Annotated in this window: 21 protein-coding genes; 11 read left to right on the top strand and 10 right to left on the bottom strand. The window is 72.3% G+C overall.

Going from position 1 to position 18,991, the window contains the following annotated elements; genetic code table 11:
• Positions 1-27: 27 nt before the first annotated feature.
• The 3 genes from L6E10_RS37560 to L6E10_RS37550 are packed head-to-tail and all read right to left on the bottom strand — an operon-like array spanning position 28 to position 2,728.
• Positions 28-1,137: an alanine racemase gene (locus tag L6E10_RS37560; protein WP_236224918.1), complete on the bottom strand. Its 1,110-nt coding sequence runs from the start codon at positions 1,135-1,137 to the stop codon at positions 28-30.
• Positions 1,134-2,066 carry an ornithine cyclodeaminase family protein gene (locus L6E10_RS37555; RefSeq protein WP_236224917.1) on the bottom strand — a complete coding sequence of 311 codons (933 nt, stop codon included), beginning with the start codon at positions 2,064-2,066 and terminating at the stop codon, positions 1,134-1,136. Before L6E10_RS37555 ends, L6E10_RS37560 begins: the two co-directional genes overlap by 4 nt.
• Positions 2,063-2,728 (bottom strand): transcriptional regulator, encoded by a 666-nt coding sequence (locus L6E10_RS37550; protein WP_236224916.1) that lies wholly within the window; start codon positions 2,726-2,728, stop codon positions 2,063-2,065. Before L6E10_RS37550 ends, L6E10_RS37555 begins: the two co-directional genes overlap by 4 nt.
• Before the next feature lie 163 nt (positions 2,729-2,891).
• Between L6E10_RS37550 and L6E10_RS37545 the strand changes: the two genes are divergently transcribed.
• Entirely contained in the window at positions 2,892-3,461 is a 570-nt protein-coding gene (locus L6E10_RS37545; protein WP_236224915.1) for a TetR/AcrR family transcriptional regulator, read from the top strand.
• Between the two features lie 42 nt (positions 3,462-3,503).
• Here the strand turns inward: L6E10_RS37545 and trpA are convergent, their stop codons facing one another.
• Genes trpA through trpM form a run of 3 tightly spaced genes read right to left on the bottom strand, consistent with a single transcriptional unit; the run spans position 3,504 to position 5,755 of the window.
• Entirely contained in the window at positions 3,504-4,307 is an 804-nt protein-coding gene (gene trpA / locus L6E10_RS37540; RefSeq protein ID WP_236224914.1) for a tryptophan synthase subunit alpha, read from the bottom strand.
• Positions 4,304-5,530, bottom strand: a complete 1,227-nt coding sequence (gene trpB, locus L6E10_RS37535; protein ID WP_236224913.1) for a tryptophan synthase subunit beta — start codon at positions 5,528-5,530, stop codon at positions 4,304-4,306. The genes trpA and trpB overlap by 4 nt, the downstream gene beginning before the upstream one ends.
• A 60-nt stretch (positions 5,531-5,590) precedes the next feature.
• Positions 5,591-5,755, bottom strand: coding sequence for a tryptophan biosynthesis modulator TrpM (trpM, locus tag L6E10_RS41345; RefSeq protein WP_373305937.1), 165 nt, complete (start codon positions 5,753-5,755; stop codon positions 5,591-5,593).
• Between the two features lie 196 nt (positions 5,756-5,951).
• On the opposite strand from trpM, the gene L6E10_RS37530 reads away from it, so the two are divergent.
• Positions 5,952-6,515, top strand: a complete 564-nt coding sequence (locus L6E10_RS37530) for a DUF308 domain-containing protein (RefSeq protein WP_236224912.1) — start codon at positions 5,952-5,954, stop codon at positions 6,513-6,515.
• A 59-nt stretch (positions 6,516-6,574) separates the two neighbouring features.
• A complete protein-coding gene (locus L6E10_RS37525) occupies positions 6,575-6,970 on the top strand; it encodes a MerR family transcriptional regulator (RefSeq protein WP_308102961.1) in 396 nt (131 codons plus the stop codon).
• Between the two features lie 7 nt (positions 6,971-6,977).
• Here the strand turns inward: L6E10_RS37525 and L6E10_RS37520 are convergent, their stop codons facing one another.
• Together L6E10_RS37520 and L6E10_RS37515 are read right to left on the bottom strand one after the other, a co-directional pair.
• Positions 6,978-7,895, bottom strand: coding sequence for an NADP-dependent oxidoreductase (locus tag L6E10_RS37520; protein WP_236224911.1), 918 nt, complete (start codon positions 7,893-7,895; stop codon positions 6,978-6,980).
• 90 nt (positions 7,896-7,985) lie between these two features.
• Entirely contained in the window at positions 7,986-8,423 is a 438-nt protein-coding gene (locus L6E10_RS37515) for an Lrp/AsnC family transcriptional regulator (RefSeq protein ID WP_236224910.1), read from the bottom strand.
• A gap of 160 nt (positions 8,424-8,583) precedes the next feature.
• Between L6E10_RS37515 and pdhA the strand changes: the two genes are divergently transcribed.
• The 5 genes from pdhA (at position 8,584) to L6E10_RS37490 (ending at position 13,547) form a co-directional block, all read left to right on the top strand.
• Complete coding sequence (pdhA, locus tag L6E10_RS37510) at positions 8,584-9,660, top strand: pyruvate dehydrogenase (acetyl-transferring) E1 component subunit alpha (RefSeq protein ID WP_236225085.1); 1,077 nt, start codon at positions 8,584-8,586, stop codon at positions 9,658-9,660.
• Complete coding sequence (locus tag L6E10_RS37505) at positions 9,660-10,649, top strand: alpha-ketoacid dehydrogenase subunit beta (RefSeq protein WP_236224909.1); 990 nt, start codon at positions 9,660-9,662, stop codon at positions 10,647-10,649. The genes pdhA and L6E10_RS37505 overlap by 1 nt, the downstream gene beginning before the upstream one ends.
• Complete coding sequence (locus L6E10_RS37500; protein WP_236224908.1) at positions 10,646-11,908, top strand: dihydrolipoamide acetyltransferase family protein; 1,263 nt, start codon at positions 10,646-10,648, stop codon at positions 11,906-11,908. Before L6E10_RS37505 ends, L6E10_RS37500 begins: the two co-directional genes overlap by 4 nt.
• A gap of 92 nt (positions 11,909-12,000) precedes the next feature.
• A complete protein-coding gene (paaK, locus tag L6E10_RS37495; protein WP_236224907.1) occupies positions 12,001-13,299 on the top strand; it encodes a phenylacetate--CoA ligase PaaK in 1,299 nt (432 codons plus the stop codon).
• 77 nt (positions 13,300-13,376) lie between these two features.
• A complete protein-coding gene (locus tag L6E10_RS37490; protein ID WP_236224906.1) occupies positions 13,377-13,547 on the top strand; it encodes a hypothetical protein in 171 nt (56 codons plus the stop codon).
• 126 nt (positions 13,548-13,673) lie between these two features.
• On the opposite strand, the gene paaZ is transcribed toward L6E10_RS37490, so the two are convergent.
• Entirely contained in the window at positions 13,674-15,701 is a 2,028-nt protein-coding gene (gene paaZ / locus L6E10_RS37485) for a phenylacetic acid degradation bifunctional protein PaaZ (protein ID WP_236224905.1), read from the bottom strand.
• 107 nt (positions 15,702-15,808) lie between these two features.
• On the opposite strand from paaZ, the gene L6E10_RS37480 reads away from it, so the two are divergent.
• Complete coding sequence (locus L6E10_RS37480) at positions 15,809-16,423, top strand: TetR/AcrR family transcriptional regulator (protein WP_236224904.1); 615 nt, start codon at positions 15,809-15,811, stop codon at positions 16,421-16,423.
• Here the strand turns inward: L6E10_RS37480 and L6E10_RS37475 are convergent.
• A complete protein-coding gene (locus tag L6E10_RS37475; protein WP_236224903.1) occupies positions 16,403-17,281 on the bottom strand; it encodes a DMT family transporter in 879 nt (292 codons plus the stop codon). The two genes, L6E10_RS37480 and L6E10_RS37475, sit on opposite strands and share 21 nt — an antisense overlap.
• 64 nt (positions 17,282-17,345) lie before the next feature.
• Here L6E10_RS37475 and L6E10_RS37470 point away from each other — a divergent pair, with 64 nt between their 5' ends.
• Positions 17,346-17,936 (top strand): TetR/AcrR family transcriptional regulator, encoded by a 591-nt coding sequence (locus L6E10_RS37470; RefSeq protein ID WP_236224902.1) that lies wholly within the window; start codon positions 17,346-17,348, stop codon positions 17,934-17,936.
• 410 nt (positions 17,937-18,346) lie between these two features.
• Complete coding sequence (locus tag L6E10_RS40585) at positions 18,347-18,943, top strand: transglycosylase family protein (RefSeq protein WP_275677292.1); 597 nt, start codon at positions 18,347-18,349, stop codon at positions 18,941-18,943.
• The last annotated feature ends 48 nt before the right edge of the window (positions 18,944-18,991 follow it).

Below are 18,991 nucleotides of genomic sequence, written 5' to 3'. Positions count from 1 at the left end.
CTGGTGGCCGCCTCGCCGGCCGGGTGGTCACCAGCCGCGCAGGCGGGACCAGGTCGCTTCGACGGTCGTGCCGCGGACGACGTGGTAGCGGTCGTGCTGCGCGGCGGTGGCGCAGGCGTGGTTGGGCAGGATCCGCAGGCGGGTGCCGATCGGCAGGTCGGGCACCGGCTGGCCGTCGCGCGTGCCGAGGACGCCGTGTTCCTGGCTCGCCCCGGTCATGAGCAGGCCGGGGACGAGGGTGCCGTGCACATCGGTGACGAGGCCGTAGCCCTGGTCGACGGCTTGGGCCTGGGTGCCGCGGTCCCGTGAGGTGGCCATCCAGCCGCCGTCGGTGAGGATCCAGTTCTTGTCCTTCCGGTGGCCGATGACGGTCACGACGACGGAGAGGGCGAGGTCGTCGGTGGTGCAGACGCCGATGCCGGCCATGACGAGGTCGAAGAAGACGTAGTTGCCCGCGCGGACCTCGGTGACGCCGGTCAGGTCCGTCGCCGCGTGCGCGGTGGGGGTCGAGCCGACGCTGACGATCGGGCACGGCAGGCCCGCGGCGCGCAGGATGTCGGCCGCGGTGACGGCGACGTCCCGTTCGTGCTGAGCTGCGTCATGCAGAGCCTGTGGCGTGTGGGCGAAGTACGACTCGCCCGCGTGGGTGAGCACGCCGGCGAGGTTGTCGCCGAGGACGCGGCCGATCTCCACGAGTGCCGGATCGGTGGGGGCGACACCGCCGCGGTGGCCGTCGCAGTCGACCTCGACCAGCGCCGGGACGCGGAGGCCTTCGTCGCGTGCGAACCGGGTCACCGCCTCGGCCTGGGCGAGCGAGTCGAGCAGGACGGTGAGGGTCGTGCCGCGGCGGAGCAGAGCGGCGGCGCGGGGCAGTTTGTGCGGGTCGATGCCGACGGCGTAGAGGATGTCGCGGTAGCCCGCGCCGGCGAAGTGCTCGGCTTCGGCGAGAGTGGAGACCGTGATCGGTCCGCCCGCGTGGACCCGGTCGGCGACCTCGACGGACTTGGCGGTCTTGACGTGCAGGCGCAGCGGCACGCCCAGCGCGTGGAGGTGCTCGCGCAGTCGCAGGGCATTGCGGTCCAGGCGGTCGGCGTCGACCGCGGCGAACGGCGTGCCCGGGGTGTCCACAGTGGTCATTCGGTGTCTCCTGCGAGGGCGGCGCGGTGCAGCAGCGCGGCGGCGAGGGTGAGGTCTTGGAGGGCGAAGCCGGAACTGTCGAACACCGTGGTGTCCTCAGGTGAGGTCCGGCCTTCGGAGGCGCCGGTCAGCACCGCGCCGAGTGCCACCGGTACAGCCCCGGAAGCGTGCTGGAATTCACCGATCGCACGGGACTGCTCCGGCAGGTCGCAGAAGAGCTTGGCGGAGCCGAAGATCTCGGCGGGGAGCTCCTGCTTGCCCGGCCCGTCGGCGCCCATGGCGGAGATGTGCGTGCCCGGCCTGACCCAGGTGGCGTCGAACAGGGGCTCGCGGGCGGTCGTGGCGGTGACGAGCACGTTCGCGGCGGTCACGCCGGTCCGGGTGTCGGCGGGGGCCGCGGGCAGGCCGGTCACGGCGGTCACCCGCGCGGCGAACGCCTCTGCCGCGTCGGCACGCCGGCCGACGACGAGGACCCGGTCGATCGGCCGCACCCGGCTGACCGCGCGGACCTCGTGCAGGGCCTGGTGTCCTGTGCCGATCACGGTCAGCGTGCGCGCGTCGGTGCGGGCGAGCGTGGCGACGGCGAGCGCGTCGGCGGCGGCCGTGCGGTAGGCGTTGGCGGCCGCCGCCTCGACCACGGCGCGCAGCCTGCCGGTGGCGGGGTCGAGCAGGACGATCGTGGAGCTGTGGCGGGGGAGTGCGGTGTTGTCCGGCCAGAAGCTGCCGATCTTGACGCCGACGAGGTCGCCCGCGGACCCGGACTTGAGCGTGAACCTGGTGTGCGGCAGGGAGGAATGCCCGATCACGACGGGGAACGTCGAGCCGTCCGCGGCGGCCAGGAACGCCTCCCGGGCGGCGGCCAGTGCAAGGTCGTCGTCGACGAGCGCGGCCGACTCGGACTCGCTGAGGAAGACGGGGCTGTCGGTCACGGCGTGTCCTTCTTCAGTTCGGCGAGGTCGTTGTAGAGGCCGGTGCGGGAGATGCCGAGGCGTGCGGCGACGCGTCCGGGCGCACCGCGCAGCGCGAACACGCCGGCTTCGTTCAGCGAGCGGACGAGCGCCAGTCGCTCTTCCCGTCCCAGCGCCGACACGGGCACCGCGTGCGCGCGCTCGGCGCGTTCGACGAGCGACTCCACGACCTGGTCCAGGTCGCCGGAGAAGTTCGTCGACGTGGCGGGGACCTGCTCCCGCAGCGCGGACAGGCCGAGCAGGTCGGAGAGCACGCCGGTGGCGCGGTTGATGGCCGAGACGTCGATGTTCACGCACAGCGCGCCGATCAGCGTCCCGTCGACGTCGCGCAGCGGCAGCGTCGTGCACTTGAGCACCCGGCCGTCCTGCGCGCGGGTGAGGTAGCCGACCTCGTTGCGGGCGGCGTCCCCGGCGGCGAGGACGCGCAGGCCGATCTCGCTCATCGCGTCGCCGGCCACCCGGCCGGTCACGGAGCCCGCGACCGCGACGACCGACCGCTCCCGGTCTCGGTAGTCGTGCAGCACCACCTCGCAGCTGCGTCCGAAGGTGGCCGCGATGCCCTCGACCACGGGGGTAAGCGCGGCGAACACCGCGTCCGCGGTGCTGGAAGGGACGTCTGGCACGCCCGGCTCCTCCCGTTGTGAACAAAGTGTCATCTGATGGACAAAGTGTCACACGCGAATGAGCCGCCGTGTCTGTGGTGCTCGCCACGGGAGCGAAAAGCGAGACCCGTCGGGGGAGTCCGGCAAGGCGAGACTGACCGTTCTGTCCAGTACCATCGGCCCAATGGTGCACAACGGTCAGGTCTCCGAAGCACGGTCGCGCCTGCTCGCCACGGCGTCGAGGATCTTCTACTCGGAGGGCCTGCACTCCGTCGGGATCGACCGGATCGTCGCGGAGTCGAAGGTGACCAGGGCGACGCTGTACCGGCACTTCGCGAGCAAGGACGACCTCGTCGTCGCGTATCTGCGGAGCGTCGCGCAGATGGAGCGCGACCAGGTCGAGGAGGCGGCCGGCAGCGGCGGCACCGCGGACGAGGCGCTGCGGGCCGTGGCGCGGGCCATCGCCGCGGGGATCGAGTCGGCCGGGTTCCGCGGGTGCGCCTTCCTCAACGCCGCGGCGGAGTTCCCGGACCCCGCGCACCCCGTGCTCCGGACCGTCCTCGAGCACCGCGAGTGGTTCCTGCGCACCATCACCGGCCTGTTCGAGCGGAGCGACGCCAAGTCGCCCGCGGCCGCGGCCCGGCACTTCGTCCTGCTCCGCGACGGGGCCATGGCGGCGGGGTGCCTGACCGACGCCGCCGAGGTCGGCGCGACCTTCCTCGCCGGGGTCGACGGGTTGCTGCGCTTCAAGTAGGGCCGCGGCGCCGGGCCCGCGGTGCGAGCCCGGCGCCGTGCCTCAGCCCGCGCGCACCCCGGCCGCCAGCTCCGCGGTGAGCTCCGCGAGCGCGGCCTCGCCCCCGCCCGCGTCCAGGAGCGTCGCCACCAGAGCGGATCCGACGATCACGCCGTCGGCGAATCCGGCGACATGGGCGGCCTGCGCGGCGTCCGAGACCCCCATGCCGACGCACAACGGCAGGTCGGTGATCGCACGCAGCCTGCGGACCAGGACCGCCGCGGCCTCGTCCACCGCGCCGCGGGCTCCGGTGACGCCCATCAGCGCGGACGCGTAGACGAACCCGGTTCCGGCCGCGACCGTCTCGGCCAGCTGGGCGTCGGTGCTGCTCGGCGCGACCACGAACACCGTGGCGAGGCCGTGCTCCGCGGCGTGGTGCCGCCACTGCGCCGACTCGGCCACCGGCAGGTCCGGCAGCACGCAGCCCGCGCCGCCCGCCGCGGCCAGTTCGCGTGCGAACCGCTCCACGCCGTAGCGCGACACCGGGTTCCAGTACGACATCACCAGGACCGGTTTGCCCGTGGCGGTGTGGGCCTCCCGCACCGTGCGCAGGACGTCCGCGATCCGCACCCCGCCGCGCAGCGCGATGTCGTCCGCCGTCTGGATGACCGGCCCGTCCAGCACCGGATCGCTGTGCGGCAGGCCGACCTCGACGACGTCCGCGCCGGCGTCGAGCGTCGCGAGGACCGAGGCGATCCCCTCGTCGACCGTCGGGAAGCCCGCCGGCAGGTAGGAGATGAGCGCGGCGCGGCCTTCCCGCTCCGCCCTCGCGAGCGCGTCCGTGAGGAGCTGGAGGTGTCCGCTCATCGCGCACCCGCCAGCCCGAAGTGGGCGGAGGCCGTGTCGAGGTCCTTGTCGCCGCGGCCGGACAGGTTCACGAGCACCAGGCCGTCCGGGCCGAGTTCGGCGCCGACCTGGAGGGCGCCGGCCAGTGCGTGCGCGCTCTCGATCGCCGGGACGATGCCCTCGGTCGTGGCGAGCAGCCGGAACGCGTGCATCGCCTCGTCGTCGGTCACCGGACGGTACTCGGCCCGGCCGCAGGAGTGCAGGTGCGCGTGCTCCGGACCGACGCCGGGGTAGTCGAGCCCGGCCGAGATCGACCAGGCCTCGGCGATCTGGCCCTCGTCGTCCTGCAGCACGTAGGAACGGGAGCCGTGCAGGACGCCCGGTTCGCCGGCTGTCAGGGACGCGGCGTGTTCACCGCTCTGCACACCGTGCCCGGCGGCCTCGCACCCGACCAGGCGGACGGGGTCGTCGAGGAACGCGTGGAACAGGCCGATCGCGTTGGAACCGCCGCCCACGCAGGCGATCGCGGCGTCGGGCAGCCGCCCGGTCCGTTCGAGGAGCTGGCGGCGGGCCTCGACGCCGATGACGCGCTGGAAGTCGCGGATCATGGCGGGGAACGGGTGCGGCCCGGCGACCGTGCCGAAGAGGTAGTGGGTGTCGTGCGTGCGGGCGACCCAGTCCCGGAACGTCTCGTTGATCGCGTCCTTGAGCGTGCGCGACCCCGACGTCACCGGGACGACCTCGGCGCCCAGCAGCTCCATCCGCGCCACGTTGACCGCCTGGCGCCGCATGTCGGTCTCTCCCATGTAGACGGTGCAGGAGAGGCCGGTCAGCGCGCACGCGGTCGCGGTCGCCACGCCGTGCGCCCCGGCACCGGTCTCGGCGATGACGCGGGTCTTGCCCATCCGCCGCGCCAGAAGCGCTTGGCCGAGCGCGTTGTTCACCTTGTGCGAGCCGGTGTGGTTGAGGTCCTCGCGCTTGAGGAAGACCCGTGCGCCGCCCGCGTGCGCGGCGAAGCGCGGCACCTCGGTGAGCGCGCTCGGCCTGCCGACGTAGTGGGCGAGGAGTTCCTCGAACGCCGCGATGAACGCGGGGTCGGCCTTCGCCCGTTCGTACTCCTCGGCGACCTGGTCGACGGCCGCGACGAGGGCCTGGGGGACGAACCGGCCGCCGAACGCGCCGAAGTACCCGTCGGCGCCGGGAAGGCTTCCGGGCGCGGCGGGGAAGAAGAAGTCGTGCTCCATGGCGATGTGCTCCTGACCCGGGACGTCCGGTCCCGGGTGGTGTCGTGAGTGGTCTGGGAGTCAGCGATCCCGCGCGATGCGCGGCGCACGGCGCCATCGCATCCCGTTGACCTGGCCCGCCTCGGAGCCGATCACGTACCGCACCCTGCGTCCCAGCACGCGCCGGGCGGGCGCGCGGCAGCCACGCGGCCGACGGCCACGGGCGAGACGGACGGTGAGGGGCACGGTCCCAGGTCTACCCGCGGTCACGGGGTTTCGGCAAGCGGGTTGGTCGTGGCTCACTCGAAGTAGGTAGAACGTTCGGTCTTGACATTGGCGCGGCGCCGCCCTCAGGATGGAACAAGATAGAACGTTCGGTCTCGTGCCGTCGGCAACGACGGGTCACGGGGTCCGCCGTCCACGCCGAACCGAAGGAAGTCCTGTGACCAGCACCAGTTCCGCCGCGTCGTCCCTGCGGCGGCTGTACTTCGCCCGCGCCGCGTTCGCCCTCGTCTGGGCCGTCCTGGTGGCTCTGACCGGGGCCGGGCTCGGGCCGGTCGTCCTCGCGCTCGTCGTGCTCTACCCGCTGTTCGACGTGGCCGCCGCGATCGTCGACGCGCGTGCTTCCAGGCGGTCGGAGAACGTGCTGGGCCTGTACGTGAACATCGCCGTCAGCCTGCTGGCGGCCGGGGGCGTCGCGGTCGCCGGTGCCACCTCCGGCACCCCCGGCATCCTCCGGGTGTGGGGTGCCTGGGCGATCGTCTCGGGCGTCGTGCAGCTGGTCGTCGGCGTTCGCCGGCGCCGCATGGGCGGTCAGTGGCCCATGATCCTCAGCGGTGGTCTGTCCGTGGGCGCCGGCACGTCGTTCATCCTGATGGCCTCGCAGCCCGGCGCCGCGCTCACCTCCGTGGCGGGCTACGCCGCGGTCGGCGGGATCTTCTTCCTGGTGTCGGCGATCCGGCTCGGTCCGGCGGCGAGGAAGGCCCCCGCGACGGCAGCGGCCTGAGTCGGGCCCGCGCGGCCGGAGTCGCATGTGGACGGTGACGGCGGGGTTACGCTGGACCCGTGACCACGACGTCTCCCGCCCCGACGATGAAGATCGGCGAGCTGGCCCGGCTGACGGGCGTCAGCGCCCGCTCCCTGCGGTACTACGAGCAGCAGGGGCTGATGCACAGCACGCGGTCCGTCGGCGGTCAGCGGCACTACGCGGCGACGGAGGTGGCCCGCGTCGAGGTCATCCGCCGGCTGTTCGACGCGGGACTGGGCAGCAAGGTGATCGCCCGGTTGCTGCCGTGCGTGGACAGCGACGACAGGGGGATCGCCGAGGACGCGTTCACCGCCATGGTCGGCGAACGCGACAGGCTGACCGCCGACATCACCCGGCTCGTCGAGGCCAGGGCCGCGCTCGACGCGCTGATCGAGGGCAACACCCGCTACCGGCGAGGGGCCGACGCCGGCTGAGCCCCGGTCAGAGGCCCATGTCGATGACCACCTTGCCCCGGGCGTGCAGCGACTCGACCAGCGCCAGCGCCTCGTTCGCCCGTGCCAGCGGGTACGTCCCGGTGATGTGCGGGTCGAGCTTCCCGGCGACCATCAGCTCCGCGACGCGTTCGAGACCCGCCCGGTCGACCCGGCGCTCGACCGCCACCCCGCCGACCTCGGTGACGGACGGGTCGCCGACGGAGATGACCGTCCTGCCCAGAGGGGCGATCAGGCGCAGCGAGTCACCGCCGACGTTGTCGACCACGGCGTCGAAACCGTCCGGGGCCTGCGCGCGCAACCGTTGCACCACATCGCCTTCGGTGTAGTCGACGAAGGTCGCACCGGTCGCCTCGACGAGGTCGCGCTTCGCCGTGCCGGCCGTGCCCGTGACCACCAGGCCGCGGTCGCGCGCGAGCTGGGCCAGCGCGATGCCGACGCCGCCACCGATCCCGTTCACGAGCAACGACGCCCCGGCGGGCAGGCCGAGCTGGTCGAGCACGTCCAGCGCGGTGGTGCCGGCGACGGGGATGGTGGCCGCCCAGGTGGCGGGCAGCGCGTCGGGGATGCGGGCCGTGGAGGTGCCGAGCAGCAGCGTCGTCTCCGCGTAGGTGCCGGCACCGGTCAGCGCGAAGCCGGTGACCCGGTCGCCGACGGCCAGGCCCGTCACGTCCTCGCCGACCGCGAGCACGGTCCCGGCGGCCTCCATGCCGAGCACCTGGGGGAACGGCAGGTGGCCGTTCAGGGCGGCGACGTGGCCCGCCCGCAGCTTGTGGTCGAGCGGGTTGACCCCGGCGGCCTCGACGCGCACGAGCACCTCGGCCGGGCCGGGCACGGGGTCCGGCCGATCGAAGAACTCCTGCACGCTCGCGTCGCCGAAAGCCTTGTACCCCAACGCCTTGTTCATCGCGGATCACTCCTGCGCCGTCGAATCGTGGACGCTTTCGACGCTATTCGTTGACACCGGTGTCAACTTCCACCCGATGTGACGCGAAGCTCAGTTCTCGGCGTCCTCGAAGATGAGGAACGTCTTGGTGGACAGCACTCCGGGGATCGTCTGCAGCTCCTCCAGGACCACGCGCCGCAACGCGTTGTTGTCCTGCGCCCTGACCAGCAGCATCACGTCGAACTCGCCGCCCATGAGCGCCATGTGCCGCACCTCGGGGATGGCCCGCAACCGGACCTGCAGATCCCGCCAGTTGTTCTGCCGCACCGTCATCGCCACGTACGCCGACGTGGTCAGCCCGACCTTCACCGGGTCGACCCGCGCGGTGAAGCCGGTGATCACCCCGTCCGCGACGAGGCGTTCGAACCGGGCGTAGGCGTTGGCGCGCGAGATCGTCACCCGTTCGGCCAGCGCGCGACCGGACAACCGGCCGTCCGCCTCCAGCTCGTCGAGGATCCGGCGGTCGATCTCGTCCAGTTCCGCATCCACGTGTCCCACTCCCGAGGTGCTAAGCGTCGTCAAACGGTCCAAGTGGACCGGCTGAATCGACGCACGAAGTCAATCGTCTCGCACTGTCGCGCGGATGTAGCCGATTGGCCACCGATCTTGTCAGCATTCGGGCCTGGTGGAACTGCTCGCGGAGGTGCGGATGAGTGCCGGTCAGCTCAAGGCGGCCATCACCCCGGCCCGGTTGCTCGACGAGACCGGCCGGCTGGTCAGGGGAGCGCCGAAGCCGGACGCCGGGGCGCTGGCCGAGGGGTACCGCAAGCTCGTGTTCGCCCGTCGCCTGAACGAGCAGTGCGGCGCGCTGGTCCGGCAGGGACGGCTGGCGGTGTACCCGTCCTCGCGGGGGCAGGAGGCCTGCCAGGTCGCGTGCGCGTCGGTGCTCTCCGACGGCGACTGGCTGTTCCCGACCTACCGCGACACGGCCGCCATCGCCGCCCGCGGTGTGGACCCGGTCGAGGTGCTCACGTTGCTGAGCGGCGACTGGCACTGCGGCTACGACCCGAACGAGCACAAGGTGGCGCCCCAGACCACGCCGCTCGCCACGCAGCTGCTGCACGCCGTCGGAGTCGGGCACGCGGCACGGCTCAAGGGCGAGGACACGGTCGTGATGGCGCTGTGCGGTGACGGCGCCACGAGCGAGGGCGACTTCCACGAGGCCTGCAACTTCGCCGCCGTGTTCCGCGCACCGGTCGTCTTCTTCGTGCAGAACAACAAGTACGCGATCTCCGTGCCGCTCGCACGCCAGTCCGTCGCGCCGTCGCTCGCCGCCAAGGCGATCGGGTACGGCATGCCCGGTGTGCGCGTGGACGGCAACGACCTGCCCGCGCTCGAGAAGGTGCTCGGCGAGGCCGTCGCCCGTGCCCGCGCGGGGGAGGGGCCGACGCTCGTCGAGGCGGACACCTACCGCGTCGACTCGCACACCAACGCCGACGACGCCAGCCGTTACCGCACCGACGACGAGGTCAGCGAGTGGCTCCCGCGCGACCCGCTGCTGCGGGTGAAGACCTACCTGACGGCGGTCGGCGCGCTCGACGACGCACGCGACCGGGAGATCCACGCCGCGGCCGAGGAGATGGCGGCGGCGGTCCGCGCCGGAGTCGGCGCCGGGTCGCCCGCCGACCCCGAGGAGCTCTTCGCCCACGTCTACTCCACCCCCACCCCCCAGCTGGCGCGGCAGCGCGCGGCTCTGCGGGCCGAGCTCGACGCCGAGGAGGCCTGATGAGCGCCGGGAAGCTCACGATGGCGCAGGCGATCAACGCCGCGTTGCGTGACGCACTCGCCGAGGACAGCTCCGTCGTCGTGTTCGGCGAGGACGTGGCCCAGCTGGGCGGCGTCTTCCGCGTGACCGACGGGCTGCACCGCGAGTTCGGCGAGAGCCGGGTCTTCGACACCCCGCTGGCCGAGTCCGGGATCGTCGGCATGGCGGTCGGCATGGCCATGAACGGCCTGCGCCCGGTCGTCGAGATGCAGTTCGACGCCTTCGCGTACCCCGCGTTCGAGCAGATCGTCAGCCACGTCGCGAAGCTCGGCAACCGCACGCGCGGCAAGGTGCGGCTGCCGATCGTCATCCGGATCCCCTACGCGGGCGGAATCGGGGGCGTGGAGCACCACTGCGACTCCTCCGAGGCCTACTACGCCCACACCCCGGGCCTCACCGTCGTCGCCCCGGCCACCAACGCCGACGCCTACGGCCTGCTGCGCGCGGCCATCGCGGGCTCCGACCCCGTGATCTTCCTGGAGCCCAAGAAGCACTACTTCTCCAAGGAGGAGGTCGACGTCGCGGCCCCGGTGCCGCCCATCGGCCGCGCCGTCGTCCGGCGCCGCGGGAAGGACGCCACGCTGATCGCCTACGGTCCCTCCGTGCCGGTGGCGCTGGCCGCCGCCGCGCAGGCCGCGACCGAGGGCCGCGACCTGGGCGTGGTCGACCTGCGCTCGATCGTGCCGTTCGACGACGAGACCGTCTGCGCCGAGGTCCGCCGGACCGGCCGCGCGGTCGTCGTCGCCGAAGCACCCGGTTTCGCCTCGGTGGCCTCGGAGATCGCGGCACGGGTGGGGGAGCAGTGCTTCCACCACCTCGAAGCGCCCGTTCGCCGGGTCACCGGGTTCGACGTCCCCTACCCCCCGCCGAAGCTGGAGCACCACTTCCTGCCCGGCGTGGACCGGATCCTCGACGCCGTCGACACGCTGCAGTGGGAGGACGTCGCATGAGCACGCAGGTGTTCGACCTGCCCGACCTCGGCGAGGGGCTGACCGAGGCCGTGCTGGTCCGGTGGCTCGTCGGGACCGGTGACCCGATCGCCGTGGACGAGCCCGTGGCCGAGGTCGAGACGGCCAAGGCGGTGGTCGAGGTGCCGTCGCCGTTCGGCGGCGTCGTCGCGCGGCTGCACGGCGAGGAGGGCGCCACCCTGCGAGTCGGATCGCCCCTGATCTCGGTCGACGCCCGGCAGTCCGCCGCCGGGACCTACGTCGAGGAGGAACGCGCCGGGTCCGGCAACGTCCTGATCGGCTACGGGACCTCGCAGGGCGGCACCTCGCGGCGCCGCGGGAGGAAGGCGGCGCCGGCGGACCGGCCCGCCGCGCCCGCGCGCGACGGGGAACGCCCCGCCGTGCAGTCGCCGATCGTGCGCCGCCTCGCCCGGGACAACGGCGTCGACCTCGGCACGCTGACCGGCACCGGCCCCGGCGGGCTCATCACCCGGCGCGACGTCCAGGCCGCGCTCGAACCCGTGGCGGCCGTGAGGGAGCCGGTCGATGACGTCGACCGGCGCACCGGTCTGCCGATCCGCACCCGCGTGCCGATCACGGGTGTGCGCAAGGCCGTCACCACCACGTTGTCCCGCAGCCGCACCGAGATCCCCGAGGCGACGACCTGGGTGGACGTCGACGCGACCGCGTTGGTCGAACTCCGCGACGAGCTGAAGGCAACCGGTGCGGCACCGGGGATCCTCGCGATGGTCGCCCGGTTCGTCGTGGCCGGACTCGCCCGCTTCCCCGAGCTCAACTCCCGCGTGGACACCGACCGCGACGAGATCACCCACCTCGACGGCGTCAACCTCGGTCTCGCCGCGCAGACCGACCGCGGCCTCGTCGTCCCGGCGGTCCGGGACGCGCACCGCCTGAGCATGCGCGGCCTCGACGCCGAGATCCGCAGGCTCACCGCCGCCGCCCGCGCGGGCACCGCCACGGCCGCCGAGCTCAGCTCCGGCTCGTTCACCCTGAACAACTACGGGGTGCTCGGCGTCGACGGCAGCGCCGCGATCATCAACCACCCGGAGGTCGCGATCCTCGGCATGGGCCGGATCCTGCCCCGGCCGTGGGTGGTCGACGGGGAGATCGCCGTGCGGCACGTCGTGCAGCTGTCGCTCGTGTTCGACCACCGGGTCTGCGACGGCGGCACGGCGGGCGGGTTCCTCCGGTTCGTCGCGGACTGCCTGGAGAACCCGAAGTCGGCGATGGCGGACCTGTAGCGGCGAGGTGGCGCATCGCCTGGAAGCGCTCGGCATCGGCGCACAGTTCGTCGACTATCCTGCCGTCGCCGGCGGCACCCGAGGAGGACGCGATGCTGGACCTGAGCCCCCGGCCGGGGGACCTGGAGCCGATCGAGACCGCGTCGGTGGACGAGCTCCGGGCGTTGCAGCTCGAACGGCTGAGGTGGTCCGTCCGGCACGCGTACGACAACGTGCCGCACTACCGCTCCGCCTTCGCCGCGGCGGGCGTGCACCCCGACGACGTGAAGACGCTGGCAGACCTCGCGAAGCTGCCGTTCACCACGAAGGCCGACCTGCGCGACAACTACCCGTTCGGCATGTTCGCGGTGCCGCGCGAGGAAGTCGTGCGCGTGCACGCCTCCTCGGGCACCACCGGCAGGCCCACCGTCGTCGGCTACACCCGCGACGACCTCGACACGTGGGCCACCGTGATGGCGCGCAGCATCCGTGCCGCCGGAGGACGCCGGGGCCACGTCCTGCACAACGCCTACGGCTACGGCCTCTTCACCGGTGGTCTCGGCGCGCACGCGGGCGCGGAGAAGCTCGGGTGCACCGTCGTGCCGGTGTCCGGCGGCATGACCGAACGCCAGGTCCAGCTGATCCGCGACTTCGAGCCCGACATCATCATGGTCACGCCGTCCTACATGCTCTCGATCATCGACGAGATGGAGCGCCAGGGCGTCGACCCGCGCTCGACGTCGCTGAAGGTCGGCATCTTCGGCGCCGAGCCGTGGACCAACGACATGCGCGCCGAGATGGAGCGGCGCCTCGACATGCACGCCGTGGACATCTACGGCCTGTCCGAGGTGATCGGGCCGGGTGTGGCGAGCGAGTGCGTCGAGACCAAGGACGGCCTGCACGTCTGGGAGGACCACTTCTACCCGGAGATCATCGACCCGGTCACCGGCGAGGTGCTGCCCGACGGCGAGGAGGGCGAACTCGTGTTCACCTCCTTGACCAAGCAGGCGATGCCGGTCATCCGCTACCGCACCCGGGACCTGACCCGGCTGCTGCCCGGCACCGCGCGGTCGACGCGCCGGATCGAGAAGATCACCGGCCGCACCGACGACATGATCATCCTGCGCGGCGTGAACCTCTTCCCGACGCAGATCGAGGAGCTGATCCTCAAGGTCCCCGCGCTGTCCCCGCACTTCCAGTGTGTGCTGAGCCGCACCGGCACCCTCGACGACCTGACGGTCGTGGTCGAGCACCGCGAGGACGCCGTCGCGGGTGACACGGCGGCGCAGCTCGAAAAGCTCGTGAAGAACTCCATCGGCGTCACGATCGCCGTGGACGTGGTCGCGCCGGGCGGGATCGAGCGGTCGGTCGGCAAGATGAAACGGATTGTGGACCGTCGCCCACCCAGGTGAATCCGAATGTCACCCCATCCAGCGATTTAGGCTGTTTGTGACGTGTTCCGTTATCTCGTCTGATCACCATGCACTGCATGAGCGGAACACCGATCTTCGACGAGCTCTACGCCGAGTACGTGGGTGGCGTGTCCGCGGCGCACGCGGCGGCGCCGCCGGTCCCCGTGACCGCCCCCCGCGAGCCGAGGTACGACCAGTTCGTGCCGCAGTACGCGGCCACCGCCGAGATGCCGGAGTGGCCCAGCTGAGCTGCCGGGCGGTCGTGCGCGCGCCGGGGAGTGAAGTCCGTTGTGGACGGACGACCGCGCGGCGCCGGGACCACCCGTCGTGCCGGTGCCGGGGAGGGAGCCGCTTTCCGCGGCTCCCTCCGGCGTTCAGCTCTTGGCCACCAGCGTCAGCACGTCGTAGGTGGCGACCGGCTCGGAGTCCTGGTTGGACACCACGGCGTCCCACCGCACCTCGCCGTACTCGGCGTTGGTGCGCGGCGTGATCTGCTTGACCGTCAACGTGACCGCGATCGTGTCACCCGCCTTGACCGGCGTGAGGAACCGCAGGTTGTCCACGCCGAAGTTGGCGAGCACCGGGCCGGGGTTCGGTTCGACGAACAGTCCCGCCGCGAGCGACACCACCAGGTAGCCGTGCGCCACGATGCCGCCGAACAACGGGTTCGCCGCGGCCGCCTCGGGGTCGGTGTGGGCGTAGAAGGTGTCGCCGGTGAACTCGGCGAAGTGGTCGATGTCGGCGAGCGTCACCTGCCGCGTCCCGGTCTCGACCGTGTCACCGATCTTCAGCTCCGCCAGCGACTTGCGGAACGGGTGCACCTCGTCGGCGACGCGCTTCGACCCGGTCGTCCAGCGGCCGGTGATCGCCGTGAGCATGTCCGGTGACGCCTGCACGGCGGTGCGCTGCATGTGGTGCAGCACGCCGCGAACGCCACCGAGCTCCTCACCGCCACCCGCGCGGCCGGGACCGCCGTGCACGAGCATCGGCAGCGGGCTGCCGTGCCCCGTCGACTCCTTGGCGTCGTCGCGGTCGAGCACCAGGATCCGGCCGTGCCACGGCGCCACACCGAGCACGACCTGCCGGGCCACGGCGGGGTCGTGCGTGACGACCGACCCGACGAGGCTGCCCCTGCCGCGTGCGGCGAGCTCGACGGCCTCCGCGGTGGTGCGGTAGGTGATCACCGTGCTGACCGGGCCGAACGGCTCGACGTCGTGGGGTTCGGAGGCATCGGCGCGCGCCCGCAGCAGGACGGGGGAGAGGAACGCCCCCCGTTCGGCGTCCGCGCCGACGACGTCCACCCGGTCCGGGTCGCCGAAGACGATCTCCGCCGAGTTCCGCAGCGACTCGACGGCCTTGCGCACCTCGTCCCGCTGCCCGAGCGACGCCAGCGCGCCCATCCGCACGTTCTCGTCGGCCGGGTCGCCCACGGTGATCTTCGCCAGCCGTGCGGCGATCGCCTCCGTCACCTCGCCGGCGATCTGCTCCGGCACGATCGCGCGCCGGATCGCCGTGCACTTCTGGCCGGCCTTCACGGTCATCTCGGTGACGACGCCCTTGACGAAGAGGTCGAACTCGGGGTCGCCGGGCCGCACGTCGGGGCCGAGGATCGAGCAGTTCAGCGAGTCCGCCTCGACCTGCAGGCGCACGCCGCCGTGCTGGACGTTCGGGTGGTTGCGCAGGATTCCCGCCGTGTGCGCGGATCCGGTGAACGCCACCGAGTCCTGCTCGTCGAGCACGTCGAGCAGGCCGCGCGGGCTGCCGGACAGCAGCTGCAGCGACCCCTCCGGGAGGATGCCGGACTCGATGATCCGGCGGACCACGGCCTCGGTGAGGTAGGCCGTCTGGGACGCGGGCTTCACGATGCTCGGCAGACCGGCGAGGAACGCCGGGGCGAGCTTTTCGAGCATGCCCCAGACGGGGAAGTTGAAGGCGTTGATCTGCACCGCCACCCCGGGGCGCGAGGTGTAGATGTGCTGGCCCAGGAACGTTCCCTCGCGGCCGAGTCGTTCGAGACCGCCGTCCAGCACGACGATGTCGTTGGGGAGCTCGCGCACGCCCTTGCCGGCGAAGCTGAACAGCGTGCCGAAGCCGCCGTCGACGTCGACGAGCGAGTCGCGCTTCGTCGCACCCGTGCGGTACGACAGCTCGTACAGCGAGTCCTTCTCGGCGCTGAGGTGCTTGGCCAGCTCCTTGATGAGCAGCGCGCGCTGGTGGAACGTCAGCTCGCGGATCGCCGGGCCGCCGACGCGCCTGGCGTGCTCGGTCATCTGGCGCAGGTCCAGGCCCTCGCTCGACAGCCGCGCGACCTCCTCGCCGGTCACCGCGTCGAGCAGCGGCTCTCCCGCGGCGGCGGCGCGGAACCAGCGGCCCGCGGCGTAGCTCTCCAGCAGTGCAGTCACAGTGCGGGTTCCCTTCGCAGACCGTTGCCCTTCACGGCTCTCCGTGCCACGGTATAACAGAACGTTCGGTCAGTAAATCGGTCGGAAGGTGGGGGAGACTGGGCGGCATGACCACGACGGAGAACGGCGGGACGAGGCGCCGCGGCCGCCCGGGCTACGACCTGGAGACGCTGCTCGAGGCCGCCGCGGAGCTGTTCTACGAGCGCGGCTACGACAGCACCAGCATCCAGGACCTCGCGCACCGCCTGGGAGTCACGAAGTCCGCCCTCTACCACCACGTCCCCGGCAAGGAGGCGCTGCTGCGGCTGGCGGTCGACCGCGCGCTGGACGGCCTGTTCGCCGAGGTGGCGAAGCTCGACGCCGTGGGTGGCCGCGCGGTCGACCGCCTGGAGCACCTCGTCCGCGGCAGCGTCGCGGTCCTGGTCGAGCGGCTGCCGTTCGTGACGCTCCTGCTGCGGGTGCGGGGGAACAGCGAGACCGAACGCGACGCCCTGGCCCGCCGCCGCGAGTTCGACCAGGTCGTCACCGCGCTGGTGGCCGACGCGGCGGCCGAAGGCGACCTGCGGGCGGACGTCGACCCCGCGACGACGACCAGGCTGCTGTTCGGCATGGTCAACTCGGTCATCGAGTGGTACCGGCCGCAGGGAGGGCTCGGTGCCGCCGAGCTCGCGGACGCGGTGGTGCGCGTGGCGTTCGACGGCCTACGTGTGCGTGGGAGCTGACGACCGGTCGCGCTGCACGACGACGACCGCCGCGAGCCCGAGCGCGAGACCGAAAGCGGTGTGCGGGCCGAAGGGTTCGCCGAACATCAGGGCGCCCCACGCGGCCGTGACCGGAGCCATGAGGAACATCAGGGTGTTCACCTTCGTGATCCCCGAGCGCCTCAGGATGACCCAGTAGAGCCCGTACCCGCCGAAGGTGGGCAGGACCACGAGCCACGCGATCGCGCCCCAGAACGCGGGGTCCGCGGGCGGGGCCGCGGTGCCGGTGCCCAGGGCGAGCGCGGTGAACACGACGGCGCTCGTGAGGCAGTGGGTGGTCATGGCCACCGCGGGCGCCACCTCCGTGCGTGACCGGCCTTCGAGCAGCGTGGCCGCCACCAGCGAGAGCATGCCGAGGAACGGGACGAGGTAGGCCCACCGGTCCACGCCGGTGCCGGCCGCCGCGTCGGCCCCGGTGACGACCACGACGCCGCCCACGCCCAGGCACAGGCCGAGCCACTGCCCGCGCGAGACGTGCTGGTGCAGCAGCGGCCCCGCCAGCGCTCCGGCGACGAGCGGCTGCACGCCGTCGATCAAAGCCGTCGTGCCGCTGGAGACCCCGAGCTCGATCGCGTGGTAGACCGTCAGCAGGTACCCGCTCTGCGACAGGACGCCGATCATCGCCTGCCGGCCCACGTCCCGCGCGGTGAGGCCCCGCCACCACCTCCTGGCGACCGCCACCGCGAGGAGGAGGACGGCGAGCGGCAGGAAACGCCACAGCAGCACCGTGACGGCGGACGCACTCCCCGCCCCGAGCTTCGCCCCGATGAACCCGGAGCTCCAGCAGAGCACGAAAGCGGCCGAGAGCAGGAAGTTCACCCACCACACCTCCCTATACCGATCTGTATACCCATCGACTATACAGATCGGTATACTCGACGTCGTGGAGAAGCCGCGACGGATCACCCTGACCCCGGCCGCCCAGCGCGCCCTGGAAGCTGCCGGGAGGTTGTTCTACGAGCGCGGGATCCACGCCGTGGGCGTCGACCTGATCGCCGCCGAGGCCGGCGTCACGAAGAAGACGCTCTACGACCGGTTCGGCTCGAAGGAGCAGATCGTCGTCGAGTACCTGGCCGGCCGCGACGAGCGCTGGCGCGCCTTCCTGGACCGGTACCTGGAGTCCGCGGGACCGGACGCCGCGGCGCGCGTCCTCGCCGTCTTCGACGCGTCCCGCGACTGGTCGGCCGAGCACAGCCGCAAGGGGTGCGCCATGGTCAACGCCCACGCGGAGATCAGCGACCCCGCGCACCCCGCGCACCCGATCGTCGTGGGGCAGAAGGAGTGGATGCTCGCCCTGTTCACCGGCCTGGTCCGGGAGATCGCCCCGCAGCGGGCGGACGCGCTCGGCCGGACGCTCCTGCTGCTGCACGAGGGCGCGCTCGTCGCCCACGGCTTCGGCACGTTCCCCGATGCCGTCGACCTGGCTCGCGACCAGGCGGCGGAACTGCTCCGGAACGCCCGGTCGCACAGCTAGGGCGTGTCCCGTGGGACTCGTCCGCGACAGTCGCGGCCGAGGGCCCGGGAGACGGCACCGCCACAGCGCCCGAACACGCCCGGTACGAGGGCGTCGCGGCCGGGGTCTCGCGCCCGTTCATGCAGCCAGGACAGCTTTCGCACCGGCATGTGGACGTGTCCCGCACGGTCGGAGGCCCGCGAAACCCCGTTGCCCGCCATCATCACCTATTGAGTGATCTTGCCTGCGTACGGCGCTGCGAACTCGGCGAACCGTTCTTACGTTCGCTGCCAGCGACCGCGAGGTCGCGGCACCACCAGGGCAAGCCGGCCGCTCACCTGTCCACCGGCTCACCCTGTCCCACACGCAGGACAAATCCCCGCCGGACAGGCGCTGCTGCAGGCGAGAGCGAGGCGGGGTTCGAAAGAGCCATGCGCCATCTCCGTGGTACCACCACCGCTCGCGCCCTGTTCGTCGCCGTCTCGGCGGCGGCTCTCGTCACGACGGGCGCGGCGATCGCCGCCGCCTCCCCGTCGGTCGACTGGGACCGGATCGCGCAGTGCGAGAGCGGCAACAACTGGTCGACCAACACAGGCAACGGCTACTACGGCGGACTGCAGTTCAGCCAGTCCACCTGGCAGTCGCACGGCGGCACCGGCAGCGCGCACCAGGCGTCGCGCGAGGAGCAGATCCGCGTGGCCGAACGGGTTCTGCGCACCCAGGGACTGGGAGCGTGGGGCGTGTGCGGGCGGCGCGGCGGGACAGCCGTGAAGCAACAGCCCACCCGCCAAGGCCAGCGTTCGGCCGTCGGCAGGACCGTGCCGCGCGCGGTGCCCGTGGTTCGGGCGGCCGCGCCGTCGACCAGCAACCCGGACGGTGACTACGAGATCAAGGCGGGCGACACCCTCAGCGGGATCGCCGAGGCGCTGCGCATCGAGGGCGGGTGGCAGGCGCTGGTCGCCAAGAACAGCCGCTTCCTGACCAACCCCGACCTGATCAAGCCGGGGGACAAGATCGCCACGAAGTGACGCCGGACGGCAGCGTCGTCCGGAGGTGAGCGCGGGACCCGCATGCCG

Source organism: Lentzea sp. CC55, assembly GCF_021056325.1.
In the GTDB taxonomy this organism is placed as follows: Bacteria; Actinomycetota; Actinomycetes; order Mycobacteriales; family Pseudonocardiaceae; genus Lentzea; species Lentzea jiangxiensis.
This window is presented reverse-complemented; position numbering and strand designations above follow the sequence as displayed.